The 15,897-nt window shown below is 74.6% G+C and carries 16 protein-coding genes; 3 read left to right on the top strand and 13 right to left on the bottom strand.

The annotated features are described in order from the left end of the window. Positions 1-104: 104 nt before the first annotated feature. The 7 genes from AB0N29_RS03120 to AB0N29_RS03090 form a co-directional block, all read right to left on the bottom strand. Positions 105-1,163, bottom strand: coding sequence for an iron-siderophore ABC transporter substrate-binding protein (locus tag AB0N29_RS03120; protein ID WP_302270486.1), 1,059 nt, complete (start codon positions 1,161-1,163; stop codon positions 105-107). Between the two features lie 72 nt (positions 1,164-1,235). Then, complete coding sequence (locus tag AB0N29_RS03115) at positions 1,236-2,144, bottom strand: ABC transporter ATP-binding protein (RefSeq protein WP_364864029.1); 909 nt, start codon at positions 2,142-2,144, stop codon at positions 1,236-1,238. Positions 2,145-2,167: 23 nt separating this feature from the next. Continuing rightward, the gene (locus AB0N29_RS03110) at positions 2,168-3,253 is read right to left on the bottom strand and encodes an iron ABC transporter permease (RefSeq protein ID WP_302270485.1); all 1,086 of its coding nucleotides are present in this window, start codon (positions 3,251-3,253) and stop codon (positions 2,168-2,170) included. Next, a complete protein-coding gene (locus tag AB0N29_RS03105) occupies positions 3,250-4,338 on the bottom strand; it encodes an iron ABC transporter permease (RefSeq protein ID WP_364864027.1) in 1,089 nt (362 codons plus the stop codon). The genes AB0N29_RS03110 and AB0N29_RS03105 overlap by 4 nt, the downstream gene beginning before the upstream one ends. Positions 4,339-4,458: 120 nt before the next feature. After that, on the bottom strand, positions 4,459-5,544 hold the full coding sequence (locus AB0N29_RS03100; RefSeq protein ID WP_302270482.1) for a branched-chain amino acid aminotransferase: 1,086 nt from the start codon (positions 5,542-5,544) through the stop codon (positions 4,459-4,461). Positions 5,545-5,657: 113 nt separating this feature from the next. Beyond that, positions 5,658-6,749, bottom strand: coding sequence for a 3-isopropylmalate dehydrogenase (locus AB0N29_RS03095; protein ID WP_364864024.1), 1,092 nt, complete (start codon positions 6,747-6,749; stop codon positions 5,658-5,660). Positions 6,750-6,760: 11 nt separating this feature from the next. Then, on the bottom strand, positions 6,761-6,886 hold the full coding sequence (locus AB0N29_RS03090; protein ID WP_302270479.1) for a hypothetical protein: 126 nt from the start codon (positions 6,884-6,886) through the stop codon (positions 6,761-6,763). 397 nt (positions 6,887-7,283) lie between these two features. Here AB0N29_RS03090 and AB0N29_RS03085 point away from each other — a divergent pair, with 397 nt between their 5' ends. After that, complete coding sequence (locus AB0N29_RS03085) at positions 7,284-7,853, top strand: class I SAM-dependent methyltransferase (RefSeq protein ID WP_302270478.1); 570 nt, start codon at positions 7,284-7,286, stop codon at positions 7,851-7,853. Between the two features lie 183 nt (positions 7,854-8,036). Here the strand turns inward: AB0N29_RS03085 and AB0N29_RS03080 are convergent, their stop codons facing one another. Then, on the bottom strand, positions 8,037-8,717 hold the full coding sequence (locus AB0N29_RS03080) for a hypothetical protein (protein ID WP_302270477.1): 681 nt from the start codon (positions 8,715-8,717) through the stop codon (positions 8,037-8,039). A gap of 62 nt (positions 8,718-8,779) precedes the next feature. Between AB0N29_RS03080 and AB0N29_RS03075 the strand changes: the two genes are divergently transcribed. Continuing rightward, positions 8,780-10,216 carry a PLP-dependent aminotransferase family protein gene (locus tag AB0N29_RS03075; protein WP_364864021.1) on the top strand — a complete coding sequence of 479 codons (1,437 nt, stop codon included), beginning with the start codon at positions 8,780-8,782 and terminating at the stop codon, positions 10,214-10,216. Between the two features lie 12 nt (positions 10,217-10,228). Here the strand turns inward: AB0N29_RS03075 and serA are convergent, their stop codons facing one another. After that, positions 10,229-11,815: a phosphoglycerate dehydrogenase gene (serA, locus tag AB0N29_RS03070; protein WP_364864019.1), complete on the bottom strand. Its 1,587-nt coding sequence runs from the start codon at positions 11,813-11,815 to the stop codon at positions 10,229-10,231. 252 nt (positions 11,816-12,067) lie between these two features. On the opposite strand from serA, the gene AB0N29_RS03065 reads away from it, so the two are divergent. After that, positions 12,068-13,684 carry an ABC-F family ATP-binding cassette domain-containing protein gene (locus AB0N29_RS03065; RefSeq protein WP_364864017.1) on the top strand — a complete coding sequence of 539 codons (1,617 nt, stop codon included), beginning with the start codon at positions 12,068-12,070 and terminating at the stop codon, positions 13,682-13,684. Here AB0N29_RS03065 and AB0N29_RS03060 read toward each other — a convergent pair. From AB0N29_RS03060 to AB0N29_RS03045, 4 genes are read right to left on the bottom strand one after another with little or no spacing between them, the layout of a single operon-like run. Continuing rightward, entirely contained in the window at positions 13,645-14,115 is a 471-nt protein-coding gene (locus AB0N29_RS03060) for an MSMEG_6728 family protein (protein ID WP_364864015.1), read from the bottom strand. The genes AB0N29_RS03065 and AB0N29_RS03060 overlap by 40 nt on opposite strands. Positions 14,116-14,173: 58 nt before the next feature. After that, complete coding sequence (locus AB0N29_RS03055) at positions 14,174-15,082, bottom strand: hypothetical protein (protein ID WP_302270471.1); 909 nt, start codon at positions 15,080-15,082, stop codon at positions 14,174-14,176. 4 nt (positions 15,083-15,086) lie between these two features. Next, positions 15,087-15,398 carry a type VII secretion target gene (locus tag AB0N29_RS03050; protein WP_302270470.1) on the bottom strand — a complete coding sequence of 104 codons (312 nt, stop codon included), beginning with the start codon at positions 15,396-15,398 and terminating at the stop codon, positions 15,087-15,089. Further along, positions 15,395-15,805, bottom strand: coding sequence for a YbaB/EbfC family nucleoid-associated protein (locus AB0N29_RS03045; protein ID WP_302270469.1), 411 nt, complete (start codon positions 15,803-15,805; stop codon positions 15,395-15,397). Before AB0N29_RS03045 ends, AB0N29_RS03050 begins: the two co-directional genes overlap by 4 nt. Positions 15,806-15,897 lie beyond the last annotated feature (92 nt).

Here is a 15,897-nt window from a genome sequence, read left to right as displayed (position 1 = left end):
GCGCAATCTATCCGGCGCGGACGCGCGGAACGCCGCGACCGCGCCCGGGAGTCCCGGACGCGGTCGCGGTGTGGCTGGTCGAGCGGGGTGCTGCACGATGGGGCTCAGCCCGCGGCGTCGGCCTTCTCGACGGCCGGCACGAGGGCCTCGACGAAGTCGTCGAGCCCCCAGGTCAACGACAGCGCGGTCGGCGGGGAGACCGAGGAGACGAGGGACTCGCCCACGACCCGGGCCACGGTGCCGTCCTGGAACTGCTGCATGGCCTTGGCGGCCGCGCTCTTGTCGACCTCCGCGGCGGCCTCCTCGGTCGGCGAGTACGAGACCAGGACGTCGGAGCCGAGCTTGTCGACCTCTTCGGTGGAGACCGTGTAGTAGAAGGTCGTCTCCTCGGTGTCGAGCTCGTCGACGCTCGGGGCGAGGGTGAAGCCGAGGTCCTCGAGGAACTCCACGCGCGGGTCCGCACCGCGGTAGACGTAGAAGGCCGACGGGTCGACGGCGACCGCGGCGATGGTCTTGCCCTCGAACTCGGGGTGCTCCTCGGCGGCGGCGGCGACCTCGGCGTCGATGTCGGCGAGCACCTGCTCGGCCTCGTCGGCCTTGCCGAGCGCCTCACCGACGGTGGTGATCACCTCGCGCCACGGGGTCGCCCACGGCTGGTCGGGGTAGGCCACGGTCGGGGCGATCTTCGAGAGCTTCTCGTAGTCGGCCTCGGTGATGCCGGAGTAGTTGGCGAGGATCAGGTCGGGCGCGGCCTCGGCGATCTCCTCGAACGGCGGCTCGGCGGTCTCGCTGAGCAGCGCCGGCTCCTCGCCGCCGAGCTCCTCGAGCGCCTCGGTCTGCCACGGCATCCGGCCGGCCTCGTCGGCGCCGTAGGAGTACTCCGGCATGGCGACCGGCACGACCCCGAGGGCCAGCGCGGCGTCGCCGCTGCCCCAGCCCCAGGTGGCGACGCGCTCGGGCTCCTCGTCGATCTCGGTGGAGCCGAAGGCGTGGTCGATGGTCACCGGCTCGAAGGTCTCCTCGGCGGGGGCGTCACCGGCCGTCTCCTCGGAGTCCGACTCCGAGCCGCACGCGGCGAGCGGCAGGGCGAGCAGGAGGGCGCCGACGGGCAGCGCCAGGCGGGACAGCCGGCGGCGCCGGTTCAGGGGACGAAGGGACGTCACGTCCACTCCTCGAGGTGCGGGACCGGCCGAGCCCGGTCCAGGTGGTTAGGTGAGGCTCACCTTACAGCAGGTTCACCGGCCCGGGGTGGTGGCGTCCGGCACAGCCGCACGCCCCGCCCCGGAGCCGCGGCGGCCCACCGGCACCACGAGCGGCGACCCGGTGACGGGGTCCGGGACGACCCGGGCGGTCAGCCCGAACGCCTCCTGCACGCAGTCGGCGTCGAGCACGTCGGCGGGCGCACCCTCCCGGAGCAGCCGGCCCTCGCACATCACGACGAGGTGGTCGGCGTACCGGGCGGCGAGGTTGAGCTCGTGCAGCACCATCACCACCGTGGTCCCCCGCGCCTCGTTGAGCTCGGCGAGCAGGTCGAGGACGTCGACCTGGTGGGCGATGTCGAGGTACGTCGTGGGCTCGTCGAGCAGCATGATGCTCGGGTCCTGGGCCAGCATCAGGGCGACCCAGACGCGCTGGCGCTGGCCGCCCGAGAGCTCCTCGACCCGGCGCCCGGCCAGCTCGTGGGTGTCGGTGAGCGCCAGCGCCGTCGCGACGGCGTCGGCGTCACCGGCGTTCCAGCGCCGGAACGCGCCCTGGTGCGGATGCCGGCCCCGGCCGACGAGGTCGGCGACGGTGATCCCCTCCGGCGCGACCGGCTGCTGCGGGAGCAGCCCGAGCACCGCCGCGACGTCGCGGGGACGCATCCGCTGGATGTCCTGGCCGCCCAGGTGCACCGAGCCACCGGTCGGCTTGAGGATGCGACCGAGGCCGCGCAGCAGCGTCGACTTCCCGCAGCCGTTGGCACCGACGATGACCGTGACCTTGCCGGCCGGGATCTCGAGGTCGACGCCCTGCACGACCGTGCGCTGGTCGTAGGCGAGGTGGAGACCGCGCGCGACCAGGCTGACCGGGTCGTGGTGCTCCAGGGCGTCGTCCGGGAGGTGCTGGGGGCCGCCCGCTGCCGGGCGTTCCGCGACGAGGCTCACGCCGTCTCCTTCGATCCGGGCCATCAGGCCCTCCGGGTGCGTCCGCTGGCCATCAGCCAGATGAGGTACGGGCCGCCCACCGCGCCGGTCACGACACCGACCGGGACGGAGAGGTCGGCGGGCAGCAGGTGCTGGGCCACCACGTCGGCCCCGACCACCAGCACCACGCCGACGAGCGCCGACTGGAGGAGCGCGAGCGTGCCGTCGCCCAGCAGCCGCCGGGCCACCGGGGCCGCGATGAACGCCACGAAGGCGACCGGCCCGGCGGCGGCGGTCGCCACGCAGGCCAGCGCCACGCCGAGGCCGACCACGCAGGCCCGGGTCACCTCCGGCCGCAGGCCCAGGCTGCCGGCCTGCTCGTCGCCGAGGAGCAGCAGCGAGAGGCCCCGCGCGACGCAGGCCACCAGCGGGACCAGCACGACGACGGCGACCGCGAGCGTCCGCACCAGCGGCCAGTCCGCCTGGCCCAGGCTGCCGGTCATCCACAGCAGCGCGACCTGGGCCTCCTTGACGTCGCTGCGCGTCAGCAGGTAGCCGATGAGGCTCGTGCAGACGTACGCGACGCCGATGCCGGCCAGCACGAAGCGGTGTCCGGTCATCCCGCCACGCCACGCGACGGCGTACAGCAGGAGGCCGACGAGCGCTCCGCCCGCCAGCGCGGAGAGGGGCACGACGACGCCGCTCGCGCTCCCGACGACCAGCAGGGCGGTGACAGCCCCGGCGCTGGCGCCCTGGGAGATGCCGATGACGTCGGGGCTGGCCAGCGGGTTGCGCAGGACCGACTGGAAGAGCGCGCCGGCGAGGCCGAACGCCACGCCGACCAGGATCCCGAGCACGAGCCGCGGGAGCCGCAGGTCCATCACGATGAAGCGGGCCGCGCCCTCGTCGGAGCCCGCCAGGGTGCGGACCACCTCGGCTGCCGAGAGACGGTAGTCGCCCAGCATCAGCGCGGTCACCGAGAGGACCGCGGCGAGGACCGTGAGGGCGAGCGTGACCAGCAGGCGGCGCCGGAGGCGGCGCCGGCGGTCCGTGCGCAGGCCGCGGCCCGCGACCTCGCGCCGGTCCACCACCGGGTCGGAGCCGTGCTCCAGCACGGCCGGCGCGCTCACGCCGCCACCGCCCGCGACCGGCGCACCAGGGTGATGAGCACCGGCGCCCCGACGACGGCGACGACGAGGCCCGCCTCGAGCTCGGAGGGGCGGGCGACGAGGCGACCGGCGATGTCGGCGACCAGCAGCAGCACCGGCCCGACCAAGGCGGAGAGCGCGACGATCCAGCGGTAGTCCGGCCCGACGACCGCGCGGGCGATGTGCGGGACGACCAGGCCGACGAACGCGATCGGCCCGACCAGCGAGACCGCGGAGCCGCACAGCAGCACGACGGCGGCCACCACCAGGAGGCGCCCGCGGGTGACGTCCTGGCCCAGCCCGCGGGCGACGTCGTCGCCGAGCGCCAGCGCGTTGAGCACGCGGCCCGAGGCGAGGGCGAGCGCCAGCCCGACCGCGACGAACGGCGCCACGGTGGTCAGCACGTCGAGCGGGCGGTTGGCCAGCGACCCCACCTGCCAGAAGCGGTACTCCCCCAGGGTCCGTGTGTCGGTGAGCAGCACGACGGTGATGACCGACGTGCAGGTCGCGGTGAGCGCGGCGCCGACCAGGGCGAGCTTCACCGGCGTGACGCCCTCCCATCCGAGCGAGGCCGCGCCGTACACCACCAGCGCGGCGATCGCGGCGCCGGCGAAGGCGAACCAGAGGTAGCCGGCGGTCGTGGACACACCGAGCCCGGCGATCGCCACGATCACCGCGAGCGAGGCCCCCGCGTTGATCCCGAGGAGGCCGGGATCGGCGATCGGGTTGCGGGTCACGCCCTGCATCAGCGCGCCGGCCGCGCCCAGGGCGGCGCCCCCGACCAGGCCGATCAGCGTGCGGGGCACCCGCAGGTCCCGGACGACGAGGTGGTCGTTGTCGCCGGCGACCGGGGAGACCAGCGCGTCCCAGACCGCGCCGGCGGCGATGTCGCGGGCGCCCCACATCAGGCTCGCGAGGGACACGAGCAGCAGCCCGACCACGAGCACGGCGACGGCGACCAGGCCCCGGAGGGCCGAGCGCGTGCGGCGCGGCCCGTCGGCACCGCCCGGGCGCGCGGCCCCGGGCGGGTGCGGTGCGGACGTCGGGGGGCCGAGCACGGCGCTCATCGCGCTGCCTCCCTCACCCGGGTCGCGCCCGGTGCGCGACGTACTTAGGTAAGGGTAACCTCTCCCGACCGGCGGCGGCAGCCGCCTCCGGAGATCCTCACCGGTGCGTCACCGAGAATCTCAGAGGATCCGGTGCATCCAGCCGAAGGTGTCCTCGGCGCGACCGAACTGGACGTCCACGAGGGCCTGGCGGATCCGCATGGTCAGCGAGGTCTCCGCCGGGGCCGGGACCTCCCCGCCGTCCCACTTCAGCCCGCCCACGGGGGTGACGACCGCGGCCGTGCCGCAGGCGAAGATCTCGCGGATCGCCCCGCTGGTCACGCCCTCGCGCCACTCGTCGATCGAGAACCGGCGCTCCTCGACCTGGTGCCCGAGCTTGCCGGCCAGCTCGATGATGCTGGCCCGGGTGATGCCCTCGAGGATCGTCCCGGTCTCGGGGGTGACGATGCGGCCGTCGTCGTAGACGAAGTACATGTTCATCCCGCCGAGCTCCTCGACGTACCGCCCCTCCTGGCTGTCGAGGAAGACGACCTGGTCGCAGCCGTGGCTCGTGGCCTCCTGCTGCGCGACCAGGGAGCTGGCGTAGTTGCCGCCGGTCTTGGCCGCGCCCATCCCGCCGCGGCCGGCGCGGGTGTACTCCTCGGTCAGCCAGAGCGTGACCGGCTTGACCCCGCCCTTGAAGTAGGAGCCCGCCGGGCTCGCGATCACCATGAACGTGACGTGCTGGGAGGGGCGCACGCCGAGGAACTTCTCCGAGGCGAACATGAACGGGCGCAGGTAGAGGCTCTTCTCCCCCGTCCCCGGCTCGGTGGTCGTCGGCACCCAGCGCTCGTCGACGCGGACCAGCTCGTCGACGGCCTCGATGAAGTCCTCGACCTCGAGCACCGGCAGCGCGAGCCGGTGGCTGGACCGGACCATCCGCTTGGCGTTCTCCTCCGGGCGGAACGACCACACCGAGCCGTCCGCGTGCCGGTAGGCCTTCATGCCCTCGAAGGTCTCCTGCGCGTAGTGCAGGACCGCCGTGGCGGGGTCGAGGCTGAGCGGGCCGTACGGCTCGATCCGCGCGTCGTGCCAGCCGGCGTCCGGCGTCCACTCCACGCGGAACATGTGGTCGGTGAAGTGGTTGCCGAAGCCGGGGTCGGCCAGGACCTGGGCGAGACGGTCCTCGGCGACGGGGTTCTCGTTGCGGGTCGTGCGGATCTGCATGGGGGTCACGGTAGTCCTCGGTGAGCTCGGGCCGGCGGGGCCGGGTCGGCCGGATGGGGCGGGGGACACAGGTCGCGCCGCCGGCCCGGGCTCAGGACACCCGGGACCGACGGTCAGCCGCCTACTCGGGCCGCGACCGCGTCGCCGACCTCCGAGGTGGTCCGGGTGGTGCCCGGCTCGCGGGCGGCGAGGTCGGCGACGACCGCGGACTCGATGGCCGCGGCGGCCTCGGTGTGGCCGAGGTGGTCGAGCAGGAGCGACGCCGAGAGGATCGCGGCGGTGGGGTCGGCCTTCTGCTGCCCGGCGATGTCGGGCGCCGAGCCGTGGACGGGCTCGAACATGCTGGGCGCGGTCCGGTCGGGGTTGACGTTGCCGGAGGCCGCGAGGCCGATGCCGCCGGTGATGGCGGCGGCGAGGTCGGTGATGATGTCGCCGAAGAGGTTGTCGGTCACCACCACGTCGAAGCGCTGCGGGTCGGTGGTCAGGTGGATCATCGCCGCGTCGATGTGCATGTAGTCGGTCGTCACGTCGGGGTGCTCGGCGGCCACCTGCTGGAACAGGCGCCACCACACCGAGCCGGCGTTGACCAGCACGTTGGTCTTGTGGACCAGGGTGAGCTTCTTGCGGGGCCGGCGCTCGGCACGGGCGAACGCGTCGCGGACGACCCGCTCGACGCCGTACGCCGTGTTGACCGAGACCTCGGTGGCGACCTCGTGCGGGGTGCCCACGCGCAGTGCGCCGCCGTTGCCGGTGTAGGGACCCTCGGTGCCCTCCCGGACCACGACGAAGTCCACCTCGCCGCGACCGGTGACGGCCTCCGACAGCGGGGAGACGCTGCCGGGGAAGATCCGCGAGGGCCGCAGGTTGACGTAGTGGTCGAGCTCGAAGCGCAGCCGCAGCAGCAGCCCGCGCTCGAGGATGCCCGGGGGCAGGTTCGGGTCGTTGGGCTTGCCACCCACGGCGCCCAGGAGGATCGCGTCGTGGTCACGGACCTCCGCCAGCACCGAGTCCGGCAGCACCTCGCCGGTCGCGAGGTAGCGCTCGGCGCCGAGGTCGTAGCGGGTCTGCTCGAACTTCACGCCGTCGGGCGAGGCGACCTCGAGGACCTTGAGGGCCTCGGCGGTCACCTCCGGGCCGATGCCGTCGCCGGGGATGACGGCGAGACGGACCGTGCCGCTGGTGGGGCTGGTGGTGTGGGTGGTCATGGGGCCGGACGTTAGTTGTCGTCGGGGCGCTGGCCGCCGTTGTCCCGCAGGTCGAGAGAGCGCTGGACGGCCTCGCGGCCCATCGGGTTCTCCGGGTCGTGGCGGGCGGGGCCCCACTCGGGATACATGTCGTACATCGGTCTTCTCCTTGCTCGGCGGGGACGGTCTCGGGGACGGTCACGGGATGGAGGTGTTGCCCGGAGGACGCCCCGCGGAGGAGCAGGAGGACCGCACGGATCGCGTGCGGCCGAGGACCGACAGGGATGCGGATCGCGCACGTGCTGCTGGGCGGTCCGCCGCGGTGGCGTCTTCGGGTGGTGCGAGGGGGTGAGGCCCGGGAGCAAACGCCGATCACCGCGGCGAGAGGGGCCTCACGGTGCAGTCGTTACTGCTGGGCCTCGCCGCGGCGCTCGATGAGTACGAAGACGCTCCGCATGATGCGCCGACCGTACGCCGCCTCCCCGCGGCCCGCCACAGGTCTCGGCGAACCGTCCGCCATCCGAGACGGTCGTACCGGGATGGGAGACTCCCGCCATGAGCGCGCCACCCGACCTGCCCGACGTGGTGTCCCGTGCGTTCGCGGTCTCGCGACGCTCCGGCTACGTGTCGTTCTGCCGCAACGAGACCGGCCGGCTGCTCGCCACCCTGGCCGCGACCCGCGGCGGCACGATGGCGGAGTTCGGCACCGGCTGCGGCGTCGGCACCGCCTGGCTGCGCTCCGGCGTGCGCGACGCCGACACCCGCATCGTGACCGCGGAGCTCGACGCGAGGCTGGCCGGCGCCGCGGCCGAGATCTTCGTCGACGACCCCCAGGTCGAGGTGCTCTCCGCCGACTGGTCGACCCTGCTCGACAAGGGCCCGTTCTCGCTGCTGTTCCTCGACTCCGGCGAGCCCACCGAGGTCGGCGTCGACGCCGTCGCCGACCTGGTCGAGGCCGGCGGCATCGTCGTGCTCGACGACTTCACCCCGTGCGAGCTGTGGCCGCCGATCACCGGCGGACGCGTGGACACGCTGCGCGAGCAGTGGCTCACCGACGAGCGGTTCACCGCCGTCGAGGTCATGGTCGCCTCCGACGCCTCGACCCTCATCGCCACCAAGCGCTAGCCGGGGCGCTGGGCCCGGCGGTTGAATCGGCCGCGGAGCGTCAACATCCCAAGTGAACCTGGGATCTTGATGCTTCCCTGCCGTTGCAACACCCGCGAAGCGTCAACATCCCAAGTAAACCTGGGATGTTGACGCTTCCCTGCCGATCCTTCCGCGGACGACGTCGGGCTGGCGCCGCGGGGCTCAGGAGCGGTCGGGCAGCTCGACCGTCCAGCCCGGGAGCCAGCGCTGGGTGAGCGGGCCGATCGCGAGGGCGTAGAGGACGGTGCCGAGGCCGAGCACGCCGCCGAGCGCCAGGCCGGCCAGCACGACGGTCACCTCGATGCCGGTGCGGACCAGGCGCAGCGAGCGGCCGGTACGTCGCGCCAGGCCGGTCATCAACCCGTCGCGGGGGCCGCGCCCCAGCTGCGAGCCGATGTACATCGCGCCGGCGTACCCGCACAGCACCACCCCGCCGACCACCAGGCCGACCCGCAGCACGAGCGCGTCCGGGCGGTCGAGCAGCCAGAGGGTCGCGTCGGCGGAGAAGCCGACCACCAGCGCGTTGCTGACGGTGCCCAGGCCCGGGACCTCGCGCAGCGGGATCCACAGCAGCAGCACCACGAAGCTCATCACGACGACGGCCTGGCCCAGGGTCAGCGGGAGGTACCGCACCATGCCGGAGTGCAGCACGTCCCAGGGCGCCAGCCCCAGGTCGGAGCGGACCATCATGCCCAGCGAGACGCCGTAGAGGACGAGCCCGACGTAGAGCTGGGCGAGACGCCGCGGCAGCCGGCCCGCACGCAGCTGCGCGATCGGGCCCAGGTCGGCGAGGGGGGCGGCCGCACGCACAGGGCGAGCGGCACGGGAGGCGAGGACGGTCACGAGGACAACGATCCGCCGGATTGGCCTTCTCGCCAATAGCCAATCGTGGGACAGTGGCCTGCATGCAGCAGTCCATCAGCGCGCCGCGGGTGGCCGGCCTGGTCGCCGGCTTCCCCCGCAACCCGGCGTACGCCGGCCTCGCCGACGCTCTCACCCTGCTCATCGGCGACGGGCGGATCCCGCTGGGCACCCGGCTGCCCAGCGAGCGTGAGCTGACCGAGGCGCTCGGCGTCTCGCGGACCACCGTGACCCGCGCCTACGCCGCGCTGCGCGAGGGCGGGTACGCCGAGGCCCGCCAGGGCGCCGGCACCTTCACTCGCGTCCCCGGCGGGCGGGCGCGCTCGCACGACCGGGCCCTCCTCCCCCGGCCCGAGGACGAGGCCGCCATCGACCTCAACTGCGCCGCGGCGACCGCGCCGGCCGGGCTCGCCGCGGCGTACGCCGAGGCGGTCGCGGAGCTGCCGGCCTACCTGGGCGGCCACGGGTACTTCCCGGCCGGCCTCCCCCGCCTGCAGGCGGCGATCGCGGCGGCGTACGACGCGCGCGGACTGCCCACCGACCCGGCCCAGGTGATGGTCACCCCGGGCGCGCTGAGCGCGGCCGGGATCGTGGCAGCGGCGTACGCGGGCAGGGGCGAGCGCGTGCTCGTCGAGTCGCCGGTCTACCCCAACGCCACGCAGGCGCTGCGCCGGGCGGGCGCGCGGCTCGTCGAGGCGCCGGTCGACCCGGGCGGCTGGGACCTCGACGCGGTGGGCGCCGTGCTGCAGCAGGCGCGGCCGGGCCTGGCCTACCTCGTCCCTGACTTCCAGAACCCCACCGGGCACCTCATGGACGACGCCCAGCGCGAGGTGTACGCCGGGCACCTGCGGCGCGCCGGGACGGTCGCGGTCGTCGACGAGGCCCACCAGGCGCTGGCGCTGGACGGGCAGCCGATGCCCCTGCCGTTCGCGGCGCACGCGCCGGGCACGATCACCATCGGCAGCGCCAGCAAGAGCTTCTGGGGCGGCCTGCGGCTGGGGTGGATCCGCGCGCCGCACGAGCGGATGGAGGAGCTGACCGAGGCGCGGGTCGCGATGGACCTCGGCGCACCGGTGCTCGAGCAGCTGGTGCTCGCCCGGCTGCTCGCCGACGGCCCGGTGATGCCCGACAACGTCACCCGGTTGCGGGCCCAGCGCGACGGCCTGGCCGCGGCGCTGGCCGAGCACCTGCCCGAGTGGCGCTTCCGGCTGCCGACCGGCGGGCTCGCGGTGTGGTGCGAGTTGCCCCGCCCGCTCGGGACGGCGGTCGTCACCGAGGCCGACCGGCTCGGGGTGATCGTCGCGCCCGGACCCGTCTTCGCGGTCTCCGGCGGGCTGGACCGGTTCGTGCGGATCCCCTGGACCCGCCCCGCGCCCGAGCTCGAGGAGGCCGTCCGCCGGCTCGCCGCCGCCTGGGCCGTCGTCCGCGACCGGCCCGCGGGGGTCGCCGGGCGGCGCACCGGTCGGGTCATGGTCGCCTAGGGCGGCCCGAGGTCAACCGAGGTCGACCGCGCGCACCGAGACCGCGTCGATGGCGGCGGCGATCTCGGCGAGGCACTCCGCCGGGATCGCGGAGTCGACCGACAGCGCGACGAGCGCCTCGCCGCCCTTCGCCTGGCGGGCGACCTGCATGCCGGCGATGTTGACGCCCGCGTCACCGAGGATGCCGCCGACCGTGCCCACCATGCCGGGCCGGTCGGCGTACCGCAGGAACGCCAGGTGGTCGGTCGGCTCCAGGTCGACGGCGAACCCGTCGACCTCGACGAGCCGCTCGCGCTGGGCCAGCCCGACCAGCGTGCCGCTCACCGAGACCTGGGAGCCGTCCGCGAGCGTCCCGCGCAGGGTGATCAGGTTGCGGTGGTCGGGGCTCTCGGGGTCGGTCACGAGCCGTACGGCGGTGCCCCGCTCGGCCGCGAGGAGCGGGACGTTGACGTAGGAGACCTGCTCGGGCACGACGTCGGCGAAGACGCCCTTGAGCGCGGCGAGCTCGAGCACCTTGACGTCGTGGTCGGTGATCTCGCCGCGGACCTCGACGTCGAGCTGCTGGGCCACCTCGCCGGCCAGCCCGGTGAACACCCGGCCGAGCTTCTCGGTCAGCGGGATGCCGGGCCGCACGTCCTCGGCGATCAGCCCGCCCTGGACGTTGACGGCGTCCGGGACCAGCTCGCCGGAGAGCGCCAACCGGACCGAGCGGGCGACCGCCAGGCCGGCCTTCTCCTGCGCCTCCGCGGTGGACGCCCCGAGGTGCGGGGTGGCCACGACGTTGTCGAGCGCCAGCAGCGGGCTGTCCGCGCACGGCTCCTCGGCGAAGACGTCGAGCCCCGCGGCGGCCACGCGCCCCTCCTGCAGCGCCGCGTGCAGCGCCTGCTCGTCGACGATGCCGCCGCGGGCGGCGTTGACCAGCACCAGGTGCCGGCGCACCCGGCGCAGCTCGTCGTGGCCGATCAGACCGACGGTCTCGGGGGTGCGCGGGAGGTGCACCGACATGAAGTCCGACTCGCGCAGCAGGGTGTCGAGGTCGACGAGCCGCACGCCCATCTGGGCGGCGCGGCCGGGCTGGACGTAGGGGTCGTAGGCGATGACCTTCATGCCGAACGCCGCGAGCCGCTGGGCGACGAGCACGCCGATCCGGCCCAGGCCCACGATGCCGACGGTCTTCTCGTAGAGCTCGGTGCCGGTGAACCGGGACCGCTCCCAGCGCCCCTCGCGGAGGGCCCGGTGCGCCGGGGACAGGTGGCGGGCGGCGGCGAGCATCAGCGCGACCGCGAGCTCGGCGGCCGAGACGATGTTGGAGGTGGGCGCGGTGACGACCATGACGCCGGCCTGGGTGGCGGCGCGGACGTCGACGTTCTCCAGCCCGACGCCGGCCCGGGCCACCACGCGCAGCCGCGGCGCCGCCCGGAGCAGTGCGGCGTCGACGTGGGTCCCCGAGCGCACCAGCAGCGCGTCGGCCTCCGCGACCGCGGCCAGGAGCGCCGCGCGGTCCTCCCCGTCGCAGTGCCGCACCTCGACGTCGGCGCCGAGCGCCTCGACGGTGGCCGGGCTGAGCGCCTCGGCGATGAGGACGATCGGCTTGTTCACAGCGGCACGCTCACAGCGGTTCCCTCGCAGGTGTCGCCCGGACGACGGGCGTGGGTGGGGGGTGCACGACGCTGTGCCGGTCACCCAGCCTACCCGCGCGAAAACCGCTCGACCGTCGCCGTGCGGGCGACGTACCGTGCTCGTGTCCCAGCCCCGACCGAAGGACGAACCGTTGCTCCTGTGAGGTGACACCCGCGCCGTGCGAGCCGTCCGCGCCGTACGACGCACCACCCCTCACCCGTGGAGCACCGCGTGCCCGGTCCGTCCTCCGTCGTCACCCTCTCCGCCGTCAGCCTCGCCTGGCCCGACGGCACCCCCGCCCTGCGCGACCTCGACCTGCTCGTCCCGCCGGGCCACTCGGCCATCGTCGGCGCCAACGGCTCCGGCAAGTCCACCCTGCTGCGGGTCGTCGCCGGCCAGCTGCGGCCCGACCGCGGCCACGTCACCGTCGAGGGCCGGGTCGGCCACCTCCCCCAGGACCTCACCCTGGACGCCGACCGGCCCGTCGCCGAGCTGCTCGGGCTGGCCGGCGTGCGCCGGGCGCTGCGCGCGGTCGAGGCCGGGTCGGTGGACCAGCGTCACTACGACACGATCGGCGACGACTGGGACGCCGAGGACCGTGCGGTGGCCGAGCTGGGTCGCCTCGGCCTGCCGCCGGACGTGCTCGACCGGCGGCTCGGCGACCTGTCGGGCGGCGAGGTGACCCGCCTCGGCCTGGCGCGCGTGCTCCTGGAGCGGCCGGACGTCCTGCTCCTCGACGAGCCCACCAACAACCTCGACGCCGACGCCCGGGCCCACCTGCACGACGTGGTCGCGGGCTGGACGCGCACGCTGGTCGTGGTCAGCCACGACCGGGAGCTGCTCGAGCGCGTCGACCGGATCGGCGAGCTGCGCGCCGGCTCAGTGCGGTGGTACGGCGGCGGCTGGTCGTCCTACGCCGCGCAGGTCGAGGCCGAGCAGTCGGCCGCCGAGCGCGCGGCCACCGCGGCGCGCTCGGACCTGCGTCGCCAGCGGGCCGACCGGGCCGAGGCCGAGCGGGTCCTCGCCCAGCGGCGGCGGCAGGGCCGGCAGGCGCAGCTGGCCGGCGGCATCCCGCGGATCGCCGCGGGCCGCCAGCGCAACGCGGCCGAGCGGTCGGCCTCGACGTACCGCAAGGTCCACGAGGAGCGCCTCGACGCCGCCCAGGAGCGGCTCGCGGACGCCGAGTCGCGGCTGCGTGAGGACCGCGAGATCCGGGTCGACCTTCCCGGCACGGAGGTCCCCCGCGGCCGGGTCGTGCTCACCACCGAGGCGCTGGTGCTGCGGACCGGTGCCCCGGTCACGCTGGACCTCCACGGCCCCGACCGGGTGGCGGTCGTCGGCCCGAACGGTGCCGGCAAGACCACGCTGCTCCACACCCTCGTCGGCACGGTCGCGCCCGCGGCCGGCACCGCCCGGGTCCACGTCCCGGTGGCGCTGCTGCCCCAGCGGCTCGACGTCCTCGACGAGGACCGCACGGTCGCCGAGAACGTCGCCGCCCGGGCTCCCGGGCACGACGCGGGAACGGTCCGGGCCCGGCTGGCGAGGTTCCTCTTCCGGGGGCGTGCCGCCGACCGCGCGGTGGCGACGCTGTCGGGCGGCGAGCGGTTCCGCGCGACGCTCGCCGCGCTGCTCCTCGCGGATCCCGCACCGCAGCTGTTGCTGCTCGACGAGCCGACCAACAACCTCGACCTGGCGTCGTACGACGCGCTCGTGTCGGCGCTGGCGTCCTACCGCGGCGCGCTGGTGGTGGTCAGCCACGACCGCCGGTTCCTGGCCGACGTCGGCGTCGACCGGGTGCTCGACCTCGGTCAGGCGGCGGACGCGGTGGGGTCCGGCGGCCAGACGTAGGGCAGGTCGCCGGGGACACCGGGGAACAGCGGGCCGTAGAAGTCGGGGTCCTTGCGCACGAGGTTCGACTGGTGGCTGCGGTGCAGCGCCTCCTCGCCCAGCCAGGGCGGCAGCGCACCGGCCTCGGCCAGCTCGGCCTGCGTCCGCACCTCACGCACGCCGGCGGCGGCCAGGTCGACCCCGATGGTCGCGGCGCAGGTGTCGCCGTACCCGAGCTCGACCCACGCCTCGCAGCACGCGAAGGAGTAGCGGCCCAGCGCCTCGAGGTGGCCGCGCCACATCTTCACCGCGGGGTGGTTGCGCCAGCCGTACGTCGGCACCGTGAGGCCGCGGAGCACCTGGATGCACTCGACCCGCTGCTTGCCGAGCCGCTTCTGGTCCAGGACACGGGCGGAGCGGTCGAAGTCGGCGTACGGGAGGAACGTCTGCACCCGTCACCGGTGCCCGGTCCCGGACGCGCGAGACGCCCGGGACCACCGGCGGACCACATCACCTGTCGTCGAGACCAGCGGTGTGCTTGGCTCCCCCGCTGCCCACCTGGTAGCTCACGCTCGCGACCGTCGGCAGCCCGTTGCCCGGCGTCGCCGTGCCGTTGAGCAGCGCGTCGAAGTCGAACTTGCCGTTGGCGACGTTCGTCTGGCCCCAGGCGTCCGCGGTCTTCTTCAGCGCCGCGGCGCCGTCCCCGGCAGCCGTCACCAGCGTGTCGAGGTGCTTGGACATCGCGGTCATCGAGCTGATCAGGCCCTTGATGAAGCCGGTGAGCTTTGCGACCCACTCCCCGACCTTGGCGACGATCTCGCTGATCGCCTTCGGGGCGAGCACGACCGTGAGCAGCTGCGCGGCCTTGGAGATCGCGTAGCCGACCAGCTGGGAGATCGCGTCGCGGACCAGCTCGCGCACGCCGGCGACGATGGCGCCGCCGACGTCGACCGCTGCCGAGACGCCGTCGACGGCCACGCCGAAGGCGTCCATGAGCGCGGCCTGGGCCTTCGCCGCACCCCGGTAGGCGTCGATCGCGACACCGTCCCACTGGGAGGTGGCGGACGCGACGGCGTCGAGGAACTGGTCGGAGGTGTCGCGGACCAGGTCGGCGATGTTGCGCCAGGTGGCGGCGAAGGCCGCGATCTGGTCGGGGTCGCCGGCCAGGTCGTCGAGCCAGCCCGGCAGCGGGCCGAAGTGCTCGATGACCCAGCCGACACCCGCGGAGAGCAGCGCCCCCAGCGGGTCGGCGATGGCGCCGAGCGTCTCCAGGCCGGTGGCGACGCCCATCAGGCCGGCCTCCACCCAGTCGCCGCCGGCCAGCGCGTTGCCGCACCCGACCAGCGACTCGATCGGGCCCAGCCCGGTGACGGCGGTGGTCGACTCCGTCGGAGCGACCACCAGGCTGTCCGCACCCATGCCCCTACCCCCTGAACCTGTCCATGGCGGAGCCGACGACGTCGTCGACCTCCTCGAAGACCTTGGCGACCGCCCGCACCTGGAGGGCGGTGGCGCCCAGGCTGCCGACCGCCGCTCCGGTCGCGGCGATGCCGGTGGCCTGTGCCGGCGCCAGCGCGCCGCCGATGAAGCTGCAGAGCACCCCGAAGGCGGAACCGTCGAGCGCCATGTCGCGCCCGGCCTGGACACCGTCGTACGCCGAGACCGCGAGCTGCTCGACCTGGCCGGCGTGGCTGCGCATCGCCTCGGTGACGACCTTGATCTCCCCGGAGGTCATCCCAGCACCCCCGCCCGCGTCGGGCTGCCGCCGTCGTCGGGCGGCGCCGGGAACATGTCGGCGTACTGCCGCGTGATCTCGCGTGCGGTCGCCGAGTCGGCACCGAACGTCTCCGCGCTGAGCGCGCTCACGCGCTCGACGACCTGGCGCTGGGCGTCGGCGTTGGCCTCGAGGACCGCGGAGCGGATGCGCTCGAGGGTCGCGTCGTTCAGCGTGCGGCCGAGGTAGAGGTCGTGGATCGCGCCGTTGTGGCCGACGGTCACCTCGGCGCCGCCGTCGCGGGACTGGCCGACGATGCGGAGCGTCTCGACCTCGACGGCGTACGCCTGGGCCTTGACGACCTGCTCCTGCATCTTCGCGGCGGCGCGGTCGACCGAGGCGAGCGCTTCTTCGGGGCTGGAGTACACGGGGGTCCTTCCTGTGCGGGTGCCTGCCGCCGATGCTGCCCGCCCCGACGAGGTGCAAACCCGGTCCGGACGGGTATGACTGGTCCGGGCCC

This window comes from Nocardioides sp. NPDC092400, from assembly GCF_040684155.1.
GTDB lineage: Bacteria > Actinomycetota > Actinomycetes > Propionibacteriales > Nocardioidaceae > Nocardioides.
The sequence above is the reverse complement of the archived record's forward strand: the minus strand, read 5'-3'. Positions and strand labels throughout refer to the sequence as shown.

Bases quoted from the DNA above. Each gene is read 5' to 3' on its own strand.
- AB0N29_RS03105 (WP_364864027.1), bottom strand. From the start codon at position 4,338: ATGAGCGCCGTGCTCGGCCCCCCGACGTCCGCACCGCACCCGCCCGGG.
- AB0N29_RS03100 (WP_302270482.1), bottom strand. From the start codon at position 5,544: ATGCAGATCCGCACGACCCGCAACGAGAACCCCGTCGCCGAGGACCGT.
- AB0N29_RS03095 (WP_364864024.1), bottom strand. From the start codon at position 6,749: ATGACCACCCACACCACCAGCCCCACCAGCGGCACGGTCCGTCTCGCC.
- AB0N29_RS03090 (WP_302270479.1), bottom strand. From the start codon at position 6,886: ATGTACGACATGTATCCCGAGTGGGGCCCCGCCCGCCACGACCCGGAG.
- AB0N29_RS03085 (WP_302270478.1), top strand. From the start codon at position 7,284: ATGAGCGCGCCACCCGACCTGCCCGACGTGGTGTCCCGTGCGTTCGCG.
- AB0N29_RS03075 (WP_364864021.1), top strand. From the start codon at position 8,780: ATGCAGCAGTCCATCAGCGCGCCGCGGGTGGCCGGCCTGGTCGCCGGC.
- AB0N29_RS03055 (WP_302270471.1), bottom strand. From the start codon at position 15,082: ATGGGTGCGGACAGCCTGGTGGTCGCTCCGACGGAGTCGACCACCGCC.
- AB0N29_RS03050 (WP_302270470.1), bottom strand. From the start codon at position 15,398: ATGACCTCCGGGGAGATCAAGGTCGTCACCGAGGCGATGCGCAGCCAC.